The sequence below is a fragment of the Mycobacterium basiliense genome (assembly GCF_900292015.1).
In the GTDB taxonomy this organism is placed as follows: Bacteria; Actinomycetota; Actinomycetes; order Mycobacteriales; family Mycobacteriaceae; genus Mycobacterium; species Mycobacterium basiliense.
In genome coordinates this window covers 95395-110107 of record NZ_LR130759.1, presented here as the reverse complement: position 1 = coordinate 110107, position 14713 = coordinate 95395, and the positions used below count along the sequence as shown (strand labels likewise).

Genomic DNA, 14713 nt, shown 5'->3' with positions numbered 1-14713 from the left:
CGAGCGTGTTCTGACTGCGAAATTTTGGCGATATTTTCGCACTGCTTTCACGTTCGACGACGCCTGCGGTACCGGCCGCGGCTTGCAGTTCGACCTGGTGAGTGAGTACTCTCTCACCATGCTTGTGTCAGGTCGGGACCGGTTGCTGGCCGCAGCACTGAGGCTTTTTGCCGAGAAGGGGTACGCGGCGACGTCGGTAGCCGACATCCAACGCGCGTCCGGGCTCGCGCCGGGGTCGGGCGCGCTCTACAAGCATTTCGGGTCCAAGCGTGAACTGTTGGAAGCCGCCGTCACGCACCGCATCGACAGCATCGTGGCCGCGCGGGAGCAGTACGACGCCGGAGATCCGGGCAATGTCGAACAGGCGGTGCGCACCGCGGGCCAGCTGATTTGGAACAACCTGAAACAAAGCGAGGATCTGCTCAAAGTGATGTTGCGGGAGCCCGATGAACTCGGCGATCTCGATGAGAAGACCTGGCAGGTTATCACCGACAACTCCTACCAGCGGTTCGCCGACGAACTGGCAGCGTCTAATCGTGCTGGCCGCACGAACATCCCGGATCCCGAAGCGACGGCGGCGGTGGCGATCGGGTCGCTGTCTTACGCCGCCACGCTGCGAGCGTTGACCGGCCGCTCTCCAGGCAACGTCGACGACGATCGCTATTTCCAAGCCTGGGTCGACCAGACAGTCACTGTTCTTGCCCGCCATACAAACCGTAGCCGTCAACCTACTTCCGGAGTAAAACCATGACGTTCTCACTGCAGCTCAGCGACGACTTGATCGAAGTCCGCGATTGGGTGCACAAGTTCTCGGCGGAGGTCATCCGCCCGGCGGCCGCCGAATGGGACGAACGCGAGGAAACCCCGTGGCCGGTGATCCAGGAGGCCGCCAAGGTCGGCATCTATTCGCCCGACTTTTTCGCCCAGCAGTCCGCCGACCCCACCGGATTGGGCATGCTCACCGCGCTCGAGGAGCTGTTCTGGGGTGATGCCGGCATCGCGATATCCATCATGGGCACCGGACTGGCCGCGGCGGCGCTGGCGGGCAATGGAACCCCCGAGCAGTTGGGCCGCTGGCTTCCCGAGATGTTTGGTAGCGCAGACGATCCCAAACTCGGCGCGTTTTGCTCCTCGGAACCCGATGCGGGTTCTGACGTCGGCGCGATCCGCACTCGCGCACACTACGACGAGGCGGCCGGCGAGTGGGTGCTCAACGGCACTAAAACGTGGGCGACCAACGGGGGCATAGCCAATGTGCACATCGTGGTGGCGTCGGTCTATCCCGACCTCGGCACCCGAGGCCAGGCCACATTCGTGATTCCCCCGGGTACAAAAGGTCTGTCCCAGGGGCAGAAGTTCAAGAAACACGGCATCCGCGCCTCGCACACAGCTGAAATAGTGCTCGATGATGTGCGCCTAGCCGAGGACCTAATCCTGGGCGGCCGAGAGAAATTCGAAGCGCGGATCGCTCGGGTCAAGTCCGGCGCCTCTGCACGCGGGCAGGCAGCGATGAAGACCTTTGAGCGCACTCGGCCCACCGTAGGGGCGATGGCCGTTGGCGTGGCACGGGCCGCCTACGAGTACGCCCTCGAATATGCCTGCCAACGCGAGCAATTCGGTCGCAAGATCGGTGAGTTCCAGGCGGTGTCATTCAAACTGGCCGACATGAAGTCTCGGATCGACGCGGCTCGGTTATTGGTATGGCGAGCCGGCTGGATGGCGCGCAACAACCTGGACTTCGACTCGGCGGAGGGCTCGATGGCCAAGCTCGTGGCAAGCGAGACTGCCGTGTATGTCACCGACGAGGCCATCCAGATTCTGGGCGGAAATGGCTATACCCGCGACTACCCGGTGGAGCGGATGCACCGTGATGCAAAGATTTTCACAATCTTCGAAGGGACCAGCGAGATCCAGCGGCTGGTCATTGCGCGGGCGCTCACCGGCCTGCCAATCCGCTAGGCAACCGTGCTCGTTGGGTTGCACCGATGAAGATCGTGGTCGCAAGCTACGGAAGTCGCGGCGATGTCGAGCCCGGCGCCGCGGTCGCTCGCGAATTGCTGCGGCGGGGTCACGACGTGCGCATGGCCGTGCCGCCCAACATGCTCGACTTCGTCGAGTCGGCTGGACTCGCTGCGGTCAGCTACGGTCCTGACGCGCGCGAGCGGATGAACCCGGCCCAGGATTTGGTGCGCGACCTGGCGACGAAGCTGCACAATCCCATCGGCATCCTGTCCGAAGTGACCGAGCATGTCAGCCGGGTTACCGCGGACAAGAGTGCGGCGCTGACGTCGCTGGCGCACGGGGTCGATCTGCTGCTGGCCAGCTTCAACGAGCAGGGGCTGGCCGCCAACGTCGCGGAGTATCACGGCATTCCGCTGGCAGCGCTGCACTTCTTCCCGAAGCGGATCTGGGCGTCGGGACAGCTTGCACCCCTGGTCACCCGGGAGGCCGAACACGCTCAACGCCGTCTGCTGGGGTTACCGGAAACGAGCGAGTCCGCCTTGCAACGGAGGGCGCAACGCGGCTGGCTCGAGATCCAGGCATACGACGAGTTCTGCTTGCCCGGACCGACCGCCCAATGGGTGGAGCCCGACGGCCTACGACCATTCGTCGGCGCCTTGACGCTGGAGTTGCCGACGGAAGACGACGCCGAGGTCTTGTCGTGGATTGCCGCGGGAACACCGCCGATCTACTTCGGGTTCGGTAGCACGCCGATCACCTCCTGGGCTGAGACGGTCACCATGATCGGTACGGTCTGCGCCGAACTGGGTGAACGTGCGTTGATTTGCAGCGGCGCAAATGACTTCAGCGATGTCTTGCCCCCCGAGGGAGTCAAGGTTGTGCGGGCGGTGAACCACGCGGCGATCTTTCCGGCTTGCCGTGCGGTCGTCCACCACGGCGGAGCGGGAACTACCGCCGCAGGCATGCGAGCCGGAATCCCCACGCTGATCCTGTGGCTTTGGCTCGATCAACCGATCTGGGCGGCCGCGGTCGAGCGGTTGCAAGTCGGCTTGGGGCGGCCCTTCTGGGCGGCCACAAGTCAATCGCTGCTGGACGACTTGCGTGCCATCCTTGCGCCGCAGTGCAGCGCTCGAGCCACTGAGGTTGCCGCTCGGATGAGCACGTCCGCCGATAGCGTGGTCAGGGCCGCCGATCTCCTGGAAGACGCCGCCCGTCTGGACTCCGTCGACTGATCGGCCATCCCGCCATCGCGTTCGAAGCCGATCAGCTGAGATGATGGGGCGCATGGCAGTCGCATGCGAGTCGACGGTGTCCGCCGACGCGGGCACCGTTGTGGGCTCGTTGGCCAGCCAAGACAGCATTGCCGTCGCGGGGTCGATCGCCACCGCGGGTGCGGCCGCGGTGGCCGGATCGGTGTCGACCGCGGGCAGCGTGGCGGTGGCGGGTTCGGTCGCGACCGCGGGCAGCGCGGCGGTGGCGGGCTCGGCGGCCACCGCGGGCTGCGTCGGAGTGCTTGCCAGTGCGTTGACCGTGTTGTCCGTAGCCGTCCGGGAATGTGTGGCGTGCGTGGCATGCGTAGCCTGCGCCCGGTGCGTGGCGTGTATAGGGTGCGTGCGCTGCACCGACTGTGTGGGCTGCATCGGCTGCGTGAATTGCTCGGGACTACGAAACGCTAAGGGTGCCAGGAATATTCATGCGCAACCCGCTGAGTGAATGATTCCCAGCCCCGCGGTTGGCGTGGCCAAAACTCCACGCACCGATTTGCTGGGGCGCTATGTGACCTTGCCCTCGCAAGGCCAAGGACCGTCGTCTACCGTGGCGGCCAATGCCATGGCGGCTGGTCAATCATGCGCTGCCCCACTATCCGGGTTTCGCCAAGTTCTTTTGCCAGGCGAATCGTGTGCACATCAGCGGCCTCCTGCAACGAGGACACCAGAGATTCCGAGTGGGTGACGACGATCATCTGACTGTGTTGGGCAGCTGTGGCAATCAGTGACGCCAAGGCCGGCAGCAGATCGGGGTGCAAACTGGTCTCAGGTTCGTTGAGTACCAGCAACTGTGGTGGGCGCGGCGTCAGCAGGGCCGCGGTCCACAGGAGGTAGCGCAACGTGCCGTCGGAGAGCTCGGCCGCGCACAATGGCCGCAACATTCCGGGCTGTTGCAGGGCCAGCTCAAAGCGACCGTTTTCGCTCACGATATCGACACGACTGCCTTCAAACGCTCGATCGATGGCCGCCACCAACGCGACGTCGTCGCCGATCTCGCGGATCGTTTGAATCGCCGCAGCTAGATCCGCTCCATCGTGACCCAATACTGTTGTGCGCGTGCCTATTCGGGCCTGCCTCGCGGGCGCGTCGACGTCGGTCCGCAGGTGATCGTAAAACCGCCAGTTGCGCATGCGTTCACGCATTTCGATGAGTTCCGGCGCCCGCACCGGATCCGCCAACTCACTCAGCATCGAGTCGAACGGTCGCAGCGCATCGGTGATCAGTTGCCAGTTGTCATCACCATCGCGCAGCTGGACGACCGGGCCGCCGCGGTCGGCGATCGCTGTGGCGCGACGCCACGCCGGCCCCACCCACAGCGATTCCACCTTGACCTCGGGATCGAGCTTGAACTTGCTGCTCGTCGGACGGGGTAACCCGAGATCCATCGCATAACCGAAATCGGACCCGGCAAAGCCGAGTTTCAAGCTGACCGATTCGTTACGGAGCGTACCCTGGACCGGCTGCCGCCCCTGGCGCACGGACTTGCCGATCACAGCCGGCCCGGCCCACATCGTTGAACTCAACCCGCCTTCCCGGGCCAGCGCAGCGACCGCGCCGTTGCGCGCCGAGTTCGCCAACAGGCGCAGCGCTCGGTACAGGTTCGACTTACCACTGCCGTTGGGTCCGGTTACGACATTGAGCTGGCGCAATGGCAACACCAGCTGGCGCAACGAGCGGTAGTTTTCTACTGCTACGGTCACCAGCATGCGGCCACGCTAGTCGACCGTTGGTGCCGACCCGAAGCCGCCACCATCGACTCGATGCCAGCCCGGAAGTGTGCCGATCGCCCTGTTGCTAGCGCACTAATCGATCGTGCACTATCTATCTGTGGCCACCCGGACCGCACCGCCGATTGATCCGCTCGCCCTTGAGCACCAGGTTTGTTTCGCACTGGCCATCACCAACAGGGCCGTGTTGGCCGTTTACCGGCCGCTTCTGGAGCCATTGGGCCTAACCCATCCGCAGTATCTGGTTATGCTGGCCCTCTGGGACCACCACAGGGCAAGGCCCGAACAGCGGCTTGCGCTTTCGGTCAAGCAGATCGCCGAGGCGCTGCAGCTGGATTCGGCTACTCTCTCGCCGATGCTCAAGCGCCTGGAAGCACTCGGCCTGGTTACCCGGACCCGCAACGCCGCCGATGAGCGCTCCACCGATGTCAAGCTAACTCACGCCGGAATTGCTCTGCGGGAGCGGGCGCTTGAAGTCCCGCGCACCGTCGTCGAGCGTCTGGGCGTCGACATGGCCGAACTCGAGCACCTCCACCAGGTGCTCACTCGCATCAATTCGGCCGCATTGGCGGCCGGCGCGCTACAGTCTTGAATCACCGTCCCCACAGGAGCTCCCATGGCCACCGGTAAGCCCAGTTTTTGGCAGTACATCGCCTACTCATACGGGCGGTGCCTGCCGGAGTCGATGCGGGCCTGGGTTGCCCAGGATTTGGCCGGACCGGGAGCGGTACGCCGACACATGATCCGGTGGGCCATCCCGCCGATCCTGGTCCTGGCCCCGTTTTGGCTGTTGCCGGCTTCGGTATACGTACACACCGAGATGACAGCCCCGCTGTATGTGTGGTCACTGCTGATTTCGCTCGCGCTGAACAAGGTTTGGCGCCGGCACCGACTGGCACAGCATGGCCTGGACCGCAATCTGGTCGACGTGATCAAACGCAAGAAGGACGCGAAGATGCACGAGGACTACGCCCGCCGGTACGGCCCGCGACCCGAATCGGCGGAGTGGCAGTCCAATAGCAGCCCCTTCTGAACGGGCTCAGTAGTACTGGGCGTCAATCGCCTCGGCGAGGTCCGTACCGGGGCCGGGCCGGGGAACGACATCGTGTGCACCCGGGGTGCGCGAGTCGGCCATTCAACAGCTCGACCGGCTGGTCACCACCGGAGCCATCGATCCGCTGGTGGGTTCGGCCTATTCGCTCGACGACATCCAGTAGGCACTCCGGGATCTGGCCGAGCGCCGGTCCGCCGGAAAGTTCGTCCTCGAGCTCAGTTGATCGCCACCTCCCGCGCTACGGTCGGTAATAGACATCGCGGAGGTATCTATGGCCGGGCAGATCCCATTGGTCGACTATCTGGTGCTCGACGACGGCGAGCCACACCTCGTCGCACAGGAATGCACCCACTGCGGTGCCCGGTTCTTCGACCGACGCAATGCGTGCGCTAATTGCTTCGCTACCAACTTTATGACCGTCCCGATTGCGACCGAGGGCACGGTGCGGACGTTTACCATCGTCACCTTCGCCGCACCCGGGATTCCCACTCCGTTCGTCGCGTCGGTGGTCGATTGCGGCGGAACCCAGGTGCGGGCCAACCTGATCAACATCGAGCCCGATCCCGAGCACATCCACGACGGGATGAAGGTACGCCTGGCCACCTTTCCGATCGGCACCGACTCCGAAGGGACCGAAGCGATTGGCTTTGGCTTCGAGCCTGCCACCTGACCATCGATCACCGACGAAGGAGCAGCGACGATGAGCGCCAGCGACGAGGTTTGGATCCTCGGAATCCGGATGACCAAATTCGGCAAGCACCCCGACCTGGACACCGTTGACCTGGCAGCCCAGGCGGCGCTGGGCGCACTCGCCGACGCCGGCGTGACCATGGCCGACGTCGGTGTGCTGGCGGCGGGCAACCTGATGCAAGCGAATGCCGGGCTCGGTCAGCAGCTTCAGAAGCAAATCGGCCAGACCGGAATCCCGGTGTACAACGTGGCCAACGCCTGCGCCACGGGTGCCACCGCGTTGCGAACCGCGATCATGGCGGTCAAGGCCGGCGAGGTCGACTACGGCATGGCGGTGGGTGTGGAGAAACTGTCCGGCGCCGGGCTGCTCGGCGGAGGCGGAAAGAAGAAGAGCGACGCCGATGTCTGGACACCGGCCGGACGCTACGGCGCGGTGGCGCCGGTCGACGGGCGGATCGGCACCGAAACCATGCCCGGAGTGTTCGCTCAAATCGGCACCGAGTACGGCCATAAGTACGGTGGCACCAGCTTCGAACTGTTCGCCAAGATCAGCGAGAAGAACCACGCCCATTCGACGCTGAATCCGCTTGCCGCCTATCAGAAACGGTTCACGCTCGAGCAGATCATGAGCGACGTCATGATCGCCTACCCCAACACTCGGCCGATGTGCTCGGCCAACTGCGACGGCGCTGCGGCCGCGATCGTGTGCAACGGCGAGACCTTGAAATCCTTATCGCTGCACCAACGTCGGCGCGCGGTGAAGGTGTCGGCGTCGGTGCTGACCACCGATCCCTACGAAGCGGGCTGTCAGGTCCTGCCGAACGTCAACACATTGACCCGCAATGCCGCCAAGACGGCGTACGAACAAGCGGGCGTAGGCCCGGGTGACCTCGACTTGGTCGAGTTGCACGACTGCTTCGCTACCGCTGAGTTGGTGCACTACGACAACCTGATGCTGTGCGAAGAGGGTGGCGCCGCGGACTTTTTCGACTCAGGCGCCCCCTGGCGCGACGGCTCTACGCCGGTGAACGTGTCGGGTGGACTACAGTCGAAAGGTCATCCGATTGCGGCTACCGGGATCGCCAACATCTGGGAGGTCTGCCACCACCTCCGCGGTGAGGCCGGCGATCGTCAGATCGAGAACGCCGCGGTGGGGCTGGCCCACGTGATCGGCCTGGGTTCCGCCTGCGGTGTACACATCCTGGAAAAGTCGGCGGCATAACACCGGGCTTCACGTATGCGGCTGGCGGTCCTCGAGCAGGGCACGTGCGACCCACTCGACATGACCGAGCGATTCGTCCCTTACCCTGCCGGTGAGCAACCCGGTCAGCCCACCGGTCAGGGTGGCGTTGAGACCGAAACTGACGTTCGAATATCCTCCGGGGCAACACCATGCAGCAGGCGATTGAACATCTCAACATTCGTGCGATCCGTCTGGTCAATCGTCGCTTTCGCCTCCGGATCGGTGGAGGTCATCATCTGGAGCATCAACGCCGTCATCTCGGGATTGCGATGAAGGCACGTAAGGCACGTCGCAGGTAGTCCAGAATGCCGGACAACGAGTCGGGTTCAGGTGAACCACCGGCCGGCAAGACATATGACTCCAGGGATCCTGGTCTAGCGCACGGATCGCAGCGTGACCTGCTATCCGAAGCGGGTCTAGCCGCCCCGCAGTGACCAAGCCGTCACTAGGCATCACGGAGTGGATGTTTCCGACGATTCTTGAGCGCGGGTCCGAGCTCCAGCGCGAGCGGTTCGGGGTGGCCGATCCCGCGGGGCACCCAACGATGGTGTCAGTTATTCAGCGAACCAGCGGCAAGCTCGGACCTCGCCTCGCTGAGTACCGCGCCGTCAAGGTCGACGACGGGTGGCTGGTCAACGGGCACAAGATCTGGACCTCGATGGCCGATCGCGCCCAGTTTGGGGCGCTGCTGGGGCGCACCGACCCGCACGCGCCAAAACACCGCGGGATCAGCTACTTCCTTGTTGACGTGGCCACGCCGGGCATCGAGGTCTCACCGATCCAGCAGGCCAGTGGCCGGTGCGACTTCAACGAGGTCTTTTCCACCGTTGTCTTCGCGCCCGACGACATGCTGGTGGGCAACCCCGGCGAGGGGTGGGAGCTGGCGGTGTCGACCATGGCCATCGAGCGCACCGCGATCGGAAACTACGTGAACATCGATCGCACCGTCGCACTTCGGCGGGTGGCGGCCATCGGCGGTCCCGACCAAGACACGGCGCTGCGGGCAATCGGCGACGTCGAGGCCCACACGACCGCGATCAAGGCCATGGTGTTGCGCGAGACCTTGCGGCTGATGGAGGGTCAGGTTGCCGGCCCGACCTCGAGCATCGCCAAGTACGCGATGGTGATGCTGCTGCGCCGGGCAGGGACGGCAACGTTGGGCCTGACGAGCCGCATTTCGACATGCCATCGGAGCTCATCGGCGGGCGGCACCGCCGAGATTCAGCTGACCGTTATCGCTTCGATGATCCTGGGTCTGCCCCGCAAATAGCCCCGTTGCCAACCGCCGTCCGCATGACGCGTCCAAAGCCTCGATCCGTCGGCCGGTGTAACAGCAGCCTATTTCGCCCGGCCGGTGCGCTCGCGATGCTTGCACCCCGGCCAGCAGCAGGGCCGGCGCTGGCCTTCTTCCAGCTCTTCCTGGGTCCGGCGAATGCGGCGATCTCGTGTCGTCTGTTGCTTGGCATCCTCGACCCAGCAGATGAACTCGTTGCGTGCTAGGGGCGTGATGTCGTGCCACGCGGCCAGCGCTGTGGAGTTGGCCACCAGCGCCTCGCGCAGGTCCCCAGGCAGCTTGTGTACCACCCCACCGGGTATTTGCTTGCCGCTCACCAGCACAGCCTAGGCGATCACCTCGGCCCGCATGCAAGGGTCAGCAGCGGATGCCCTAGCCACCGCGCTTGGGCCGCGAGGCGCGGTCATGGCTCCGCCCGCGAGATCGACGTTTTGCAGAAAAAGTGCGAGAAGGAGTCTGCAAAACGTCGATCTCGGTGAAGGTGGTGACGGTATTGCCCCCTACCGACTTGCCTACTGCCAGGCGAAGACCGGTTGCTCAAGTTCGTCGACCGGATCGTCGCGGCCTTCCAGGCACAGCCACCGCAGCTGCAGCAACACCGCGCCCGTCGGCGCGTGGATCAAATCGTTTCCCAACGGGACTTGGACCACCGGTCGCGGGCTCTCCGGGATGGCGACAAATCGCGGCGAATCCTCGCGTTGCAGTTGGTGCAGCCCAACCCGGTACACCGCCACCACCTCGTCGGGCACCGGCCGGGGATCGAGGCGACCCCCGCCCCAGATCACCACCGGGGTGATCACATATCCCGATCGCGTTGGGTAGTCATCGAGCAGACCAAGCACCGTCGAGTCGGGCAGCGTGATGCCGATCTCTTCGTCTAGCTCGCGCAAGGCAGCGTCGACCGCGCTTTCGCCCGGGTCCACGCGACCGCCGGGCAGCGCCCATTGTGCGGCGTGCGTACTGAGCCGAGATGCTCTGCGGCACAGAAAGAACGACGCTCCCCCCGACACGTTGACCATGTGCCCGTCGAGGCCGGCCTCCGGCATCGGGCGCTCACCAATCCACTGCTCAACCGGCGCCGGATCCACCCTGTCCTCGCCAACCTCGGAGTCGACCAGGACCACCGCAACGGCCGCGTGCCGTTTGGCTGGGTCGGTTACCGCGCGGCGCTCGTGCGCACACAGGTGCGCCCGGATCCGCGTCCGCAGCGCATCGTCGTATGTGATCGTCACCGGTCGACTCTATGTCGAGCGCGCCCACCACAGTGCGGTTTCCCGACGGTTCGACCGCGCCTCCCGAGTTCGCTCAAGCCGCCCTTCGAGCATTCGACGCCGGTGTGCCAGCGCATCGTCGGCCAACCGGCAAAGGCAGCCGCTATCCCCAGCCAAACCCTCGCCCTCCAGAGCTAGCGGCCGTCACCGCCCACTCGAACCCGACTCCACCCGGATGACGATCGCTTTCGAAACCGGCGTATTCGATTTCTCCGCGGTATGGTCCAGTGGCACAAGCGGATTGGTCTCCGGATAGTAGGCTGCGGCGTTGCCGACCGGAATCGAATAAGCGACGACCAGAAAGTCCTTTGCCCGCCGTTCCTGTAACCGGCCATCCGCATCGTTCCACTCGGACACCAAGTCGACGCGCGCACCCGCCTTCAGCCCCAGCGCTTCGATGTCGGAGGCATTGACGAACACCACGCGCCGACCACCCTTCACTCCGCGATAGCGATCGTCGAGCCCATAAATCGTGGTGTTGTACTGATCGTGGCTGCGCAGCGTTTGCAGGATCAGCCGCCCCGGTGGCACCGAAACCCACTGCAGGGGATTAACGGCGAAATTTGCTCTGCCGGTGCTGGTTTGGAATTCGCGTGCATCCCGCGGCGGGTGCGGCAATTGGAATCCATCTGGCTGCCGAACCTTGCGGTTGTAGTCGGTGCAGCCGGGCACTACCGCGGCGATGGCGTCGCGAATGGTGTCGTAGTCGCTTGCGAATCGCTCCCACGGCACCGGGTGCTGCGCTCCGAGCAGAGCCCGCCCCAGCTGGCAGACGATTTCCACCTCGCTACGCACCTGGTCACTCGGTGGATGCAGGCTGCCGCGTGACAGGTGCACCATCGACATCGAGTCTTCCACCGAGACGACCTGCTTGCGCCCGTTACGGATGTCGCGGTCGGTGCGACCCAGCGTCGGCAGGATCAGTGCCGTCCTGCCGTGTACCAGGTGGCTGCGGTTGAGTTTGGTCGAAATCTGTACGGTTAGTGAACAATTGCGCAACGCCGCTTCGGTGACCGCGGTATCTGGCGTGGCCGATGCGAAGTTGCCGCCCATTGCCATGAACACCTTGGCCCGCCCATCACGCATGGCCCGGATCGCTGCCACGGTGTCGTAGCCGTGCTTGCGAGGACTGACGATGCCAAACTCTTCGTCCAGCGCGGCCAGGAACATCTCGGGCATCTGCTCCCAGATGCCCATGGTGCGATCGCCTTGCACGTTGGAATGCCCGCGCACCGGACACACACCGGCACCCGGTTTGCCGATCATGCCGCGTAGCAGCAGCAGGTTGGTCGCCTCTCCTATGGTGGCGACGGCGTGGCTGTGCTGCGTCAAGCCCATTGCCCAGCAGACGATGGTGCGCTGCGACGCCATCACCAATGCCGCCACGCGCTCGAGCTGCCGGGCATCTATGCCGGTGGCGGCCAACACGGTGTCCAAGTCGATCTGCAGAGTGCGACGTCGATATTCGTCGAACCCGGCACAATGTTGATCAACGAACGCCTGATTCACCACCGTGCCGGGGGCGCGTTCCTCGGCCTCGAGCAACAGCTTGCCTAACCCGGCGAATAACGCCATGTCTCCGCCGATACGGATCTGCACGAATTCGTCGGCGATCGGCACACCGCGTCCCACCATCCCGTTTACCTTCTGCGGGTCCTTGAACCGGATCAAACCGGCCTCAGGCAGTGGATTGACGGCAATAATCTTGGCACCGTTGGCTTTTGACTTCTCCAGTACCGAGAGCATGCGCGGGTGGTTGGTGCCCGGATTTTGGCCGGCGATGATGATCAGGTCGGCCTGCTCGACGTCCTCGACGGTGACCGATCCTTTTCCGATACCGATCGACTCGCTCAGCGCGGCGCCCGAGGACTCGTGGCACATATTGGAACAGTCCGGCAGGTTGTTGGTCCCAAAGCTGCGGACCAGCAGTTGATAGCAAAAGGCGGCCTCGTTGCTGGTACGACCCGAGGTGTAGAACACCGCCTGATCGGGACTGTCCAGCTTTTTGAGGTGGTCGGCGATCAACTGGTAAGCGTCACGCCAGCTGATCGGCCGGTAGTGGTCGTCCTCGGGCCGCAAGACCATCGGGTGGGAAAGACGGCCCTGCTGTGAAAGCCAGTATTCGGGCTTGGCCGACAATTCGGCTATGGAATGCCGGGCGAAGAATTCCGGTGTGACAATGCGCTTGGTGGCTTCCTCGGCGACGGCTTTGGCGCCGTTCTCGCAGAATTCGGCCCATTTTCGTCCACCGTGGTCCTCGGGCCATGCGCACCCTGGGCAATCGAAGCCGGTGCGTTGATTCAGCCGGGCCAGGACGGCGGCGGTGCGCATGGCTCCCATCTGCTCCAGCCCGCGCTGCAGCGAGACCAGCACCGCGCGGGCACCGGCCGCCTCATGCTTGCGCGGCGTGATGGTGATCGCGTGCTCGTCGTAGTCGGCAGCGACGTCGTTGGACGGGGCTGAGCGCTTGAAACCCACCAAACCAAATTACAACGATTCGGCTTTCCGGATTCGGCGTACCCAGGCGCCGTGTCTACCGCACAACGGACTTCACCCGACCCAGCCAGCGGACTGCTGCTGTCGTGCCCGACGGCTAGCGCAATATCTGCGTAAGCCTGCGCCACCGGCGGTGGCGGTGGCGGAACATGAGCCTGATGAACAACCGCGTCGGGGCGCCACGTAGGCCGTCGTCGGTTTCGATCTCGTCGGTGTAGCGGCAGTGGTGAGCGTCAATGGGTTCGAAGATCAGGCGATGATTCCAGGTGCGCACGGGTCCGCCATGTTCGTTGGTGTAGATCTCTGTGGGGTCGAGTTGTTTGATGGTCAGGTGGTGGGTCCAGGCGGGTATCACGCCGAACCACCACAAACGCATTGATGCTCGGGTACCGACCTCGATATCTTCGGGCACTTCAAGGTGGAAAGCGCGCACAATGGGGCTTAGCACGTAGGTCATCATCGCGGGTTTGCGCGCCAGCGCCGCGGCCGTTTCCGCCGAAATCGGCAGTTCGGTAGTTAGGGTCACCTTACTCACCCGTCGATGGTGCACTGTCCGGTGACCATCAGGCAAGGCAGGCGGTGGGGCCACGCGGAGAACGAGCGACGGGGCGATCACCTGCCCGACGACGGGTAACAAGGATGTCCGGATGTCCCGGTCGCCAGGTCTGACGGCCGGGCGCACTATCGGTCTATGACTTCGTTCCTGTGGGATCAACACACCTGCCTACCGCTGACGACCGACGCCAACATCGAGGAGCTGACGCGTTACCGCCATCGCGACGTGGCCGCGTTGGTCTCAGTCAATGCCGGGTATTCACCCCACAGGTTCAGCGACACGATGGCGCTGCTGCGGCACTTCCGTGCAGCGGTCACCGCACACCCCGATCTCGAATTGGCCTCCAGCACAGCTGATGTCGCTGCGATCGTGCGCGCCGGGCAAATCGCGGTGGTGTTCGACCTCGAAGACTCGGGCCCTCTCGACGACAACCTTGACAATCTGGCGACCCTGGCCGAGATGGGGCTGCGCACGTTGCTACCGACCTACAACCATGCCAACCGTGCCGGCAGCGGCTGTCTGGACACCACCGATGGCGGTCTGACCAGCTGGGGCCGCGCGGTGGTCACCGAAATGAACAACGTCGGCATCGTTGCCGACGGATCTCACTGCAGCGTCCGTACCGGGCTCGATATGTGTGAAATATCTTCCAAACCAGTCATTTACAGCCATTCCTGCATGCGCACTGTTTGGGATCACCCCCGCAATATCACCGACGAGCAGGCCCGGGCATGCGCAGCTACCGGTGGGGTCATCGGGATCACCGGCGTCGGAATCTTTCTTGGCCCCAACACCCCCACCCTCGAGGCGATGACGCGACATCTGGAGTACGCCGCCGACCTGGTCGGCATCGAACACGTGGGCATCAGTACCGATTTCTCCTTTGACCTCGCCGATTTCTACGACGAACTCGACCGCAATCCACACCTATTCGATGACAGCTACACGCGCTGGGGGCCGATCCAATGGATGTCGCCCGAAACGCTGCTGACGCTTGGCCAGCACCTCGACGGGCGCGGTTGGACCGATGATGACATCCGCGCCGCGCTCGGGGGCAACTTCCATCGCGTGGCTCAACAGGTGTGGCGCACCTAAAGCTACGGCCTACCCATCCCGAAAAGGCCGGAACCGGTATGTCGTCATCCTGCTCAT

At 64.1% G+C, this 14713-nt stretch carries 15 protein-coding genes; 10 read left to right on the top strand and 5 right to left on the bottom strand.

Annotated features, from left to right (window positions below):
• The first annotated feature begins 118 nt into the window (after positions 1-118).
• Genes MB901379_RS00565 through MB901379_RS00550 form a run of 4 tightly spaced genes read left to right on the top strand, consistent with a single transcriptional unit; the run spans position 119 to position 3675 of the window.
• On the top strand, positions 119-751 hold the full coding sequence (locus MB901379_RS00565; protein ID WP_158018854.1) for a TetR/AcrR family transcriptional regulator: 633 nt from the start codon (positions 119-121) through the stop codon (positions 749-751).
• Positions 748-1959 (top strand): acyl-CoA dehydrogenase family protein, encoded by a 1212-nt coding sequence (locus MB901379_RS00560; protein WP_158014832.1) that lies wholly within the window; start codon positions 748-750, stop codon positions 1957-1959. Before MB901379_RS00565 ends, MB901379_RS00560 begins: the two co-directional genes overlap by 4 nt.
• A gap of 26 nt (positions 1960-1985) precedes the next feature.
• Positions 1986-3194 (top strand): glycosyltransferase, encoded by a 1209-nt coding sequence (locus tag MB901379_RS00555; protein WP_158014831.1) that lies wholly within the window; start codon positions 1986-1988, stop codon positions 3192-3194.
• Positions 3195-3246: 52 nt separating this feature from the next.
• Positions 3247-3675, top strand: coding sequence for a hypothetical protein (locus MB901379_RS00550; RefSeq protein ID WP_158014830.1), 429 nt, complete (start codon positions 3247-3249; stop codon positions 3673-3675).
• 97 nt (positions 3676-3772) lie between these two features.
• Here MB901379_RS00550 and MB901379_RS00545 read toward each other — a convergent pair whose 3' ends face one another.
• A complete protein-coding gene (locus MB901379_RS00545; protein ID WP_158014829.1) occupies positions 3773-4936 on the bottom strand; it encodes an AAA family ATPase in 1164 nt (387 codons plus the stop codon).
• 121 nt (positions 4937-5057) lie between these two features.
• On the opposite strand from MB901379_RS00545, the gene MB901379_RS00540 reads away from it, so the two are divergent.
• The 5 genes from MB901379_RS00540 to MB901379_RS00515 all read left to right on the top strand — a co-directional run bounded on the left by MB901379_RS00540 (position 5058) and on the right by MB901379_RS00515 (position 9214).
• On the top strand, positions 5058-5549 hold the full coding sequence (locus MB901379_RS00540) for a MarR family winged helix-turn-helix transcriptional regulator (RefSeq protein WP_158014828.1): 492 nt from the start codon (positions 5058-5060) through the stop codon (positions 5547-5549).
• A gap of 24 nt (positions 5550-5573) precedes the next feature.
• Positions 5574-5990, top strand: coding sequence for a DUF5313 domain-containing protein (locus MB901379_RS00535; RefSeq protein WP_158014827.1), 417 nt, complete (start codon positions 5574-5576; stop codon positions 5988-5990).
• Between the two features lie 292 nt (positions 5991-6282).
• On the top strand, positions 6283-6681 hold the full coding sequence (locus MB901379_RS00530; RefSeq protein WP_158014826.1) for a Zn-ribbon domain-containing OB-fold protein: 399 nt from the start codon (positions 6283-6285) through the stop codon (positions 6679-6681).
• Positions 6682-6711: 30 nt separating this feature from the next.
• On the top strand, positions 6712-7923 hold the full coding sequence (locus MB901379_RS00525) for a thiolase family protein (RefSeq protein WP_158014825.1): 1212 nt from the start codon (positions 6712-6714) through the stop codon (positions 7921-7923).
• A gap of 451 nt (positions 7924-8374) precedes the next feature.
• The gene (locus tag MB901379_RS00515; RefSeq protein WP_232021955.1) at positions 8375-9214 is read left to right on the top strand and encodes an acyl-CoA dehydrogenase family protein; all 840 of its coding nucleotides are present in this window, start codon (positions 8375-8377) and stop codon (positions 9212-9214) included.
• A gap of 68 nt (positions 9215-9282) precedes the next feature.
• Here MB901379_RS00515 and MB901379_RS00510 read toward each other — a convergent pair whose 3' ends face one another.
• The 4 genes from MB901379_RS00510 to MB901379_RS00495 form a co-directional block, all read right to left on the bottom strand.
• Positions 9283-9555, bottom strand: a complete 273-nt coding sequence (locus tag MB901379_RS00510) for a YdeI/OmpD-associated family protein (protein WP_158014824.1) — start codon at positions 9553-9555, stop codon at positions 9283-9285.
• A 195-nt stretch (positions 9556-9750) separates the two neighbouring features.
• Positions 9751-10470 carry an NUDIX hydrolase gene (locus tag MB901379_RS00505; RefSeq protein ID WP_158014823.1) on the bottom strand — a complete coding sequence of 240 codons (720 nt, stop codon included), beginning with the start codon at positions 10468-10470 and terminating at the stop codon, positions 9751-9753.
• A 183-nt stretch (positions 10471-10653) separates the two neighbouring features.
• The gene (locus tag MB901379_RS00500; RefSeq protein WP_158014822.1) at positions 10654-12987 is read right to left on the bottom strand and encodes an FdhF/YdeP family oxidoreductase; all 2334 of its coding nucleotides are present in this window, start codon (positions 12985-12987) and stop codon (positions 10654-10656) included.
• 115 nt (positions 12988-13102) lie between these two features.
• Positions 13103-13465 carry an SRPBCC family protein gene (locus tag MB901379_RS00495; protein ID WP_232022175.1) on the bottom strand — a complete coding sequence of 121 codons (363 nt, stop codon included), beginning with the start codon at positions 13463-13465 and terminating at the stop codon, positions 13103-13105.
• Positions 13466-13696: 231 nt separating this feature from the next.
• On the opposite strand from MB901379_RS00495, the gene MB901379_RS00490 reads away from it, so the two are divergent.
• The gene (locus MB901379_RS00490) at positions 13697-14656 is read left to right on the top strand and encodes a dipeptidase (RefSeq protein WP_158014820.1); all 960 of its coding nucleotides are present in this window, start codon (positions 13697-13699) and stop codon (positions 14654-14656) included.
• The last annotated feature ends 57 nt before the right edge of the window (positions 14657-14713 follow it).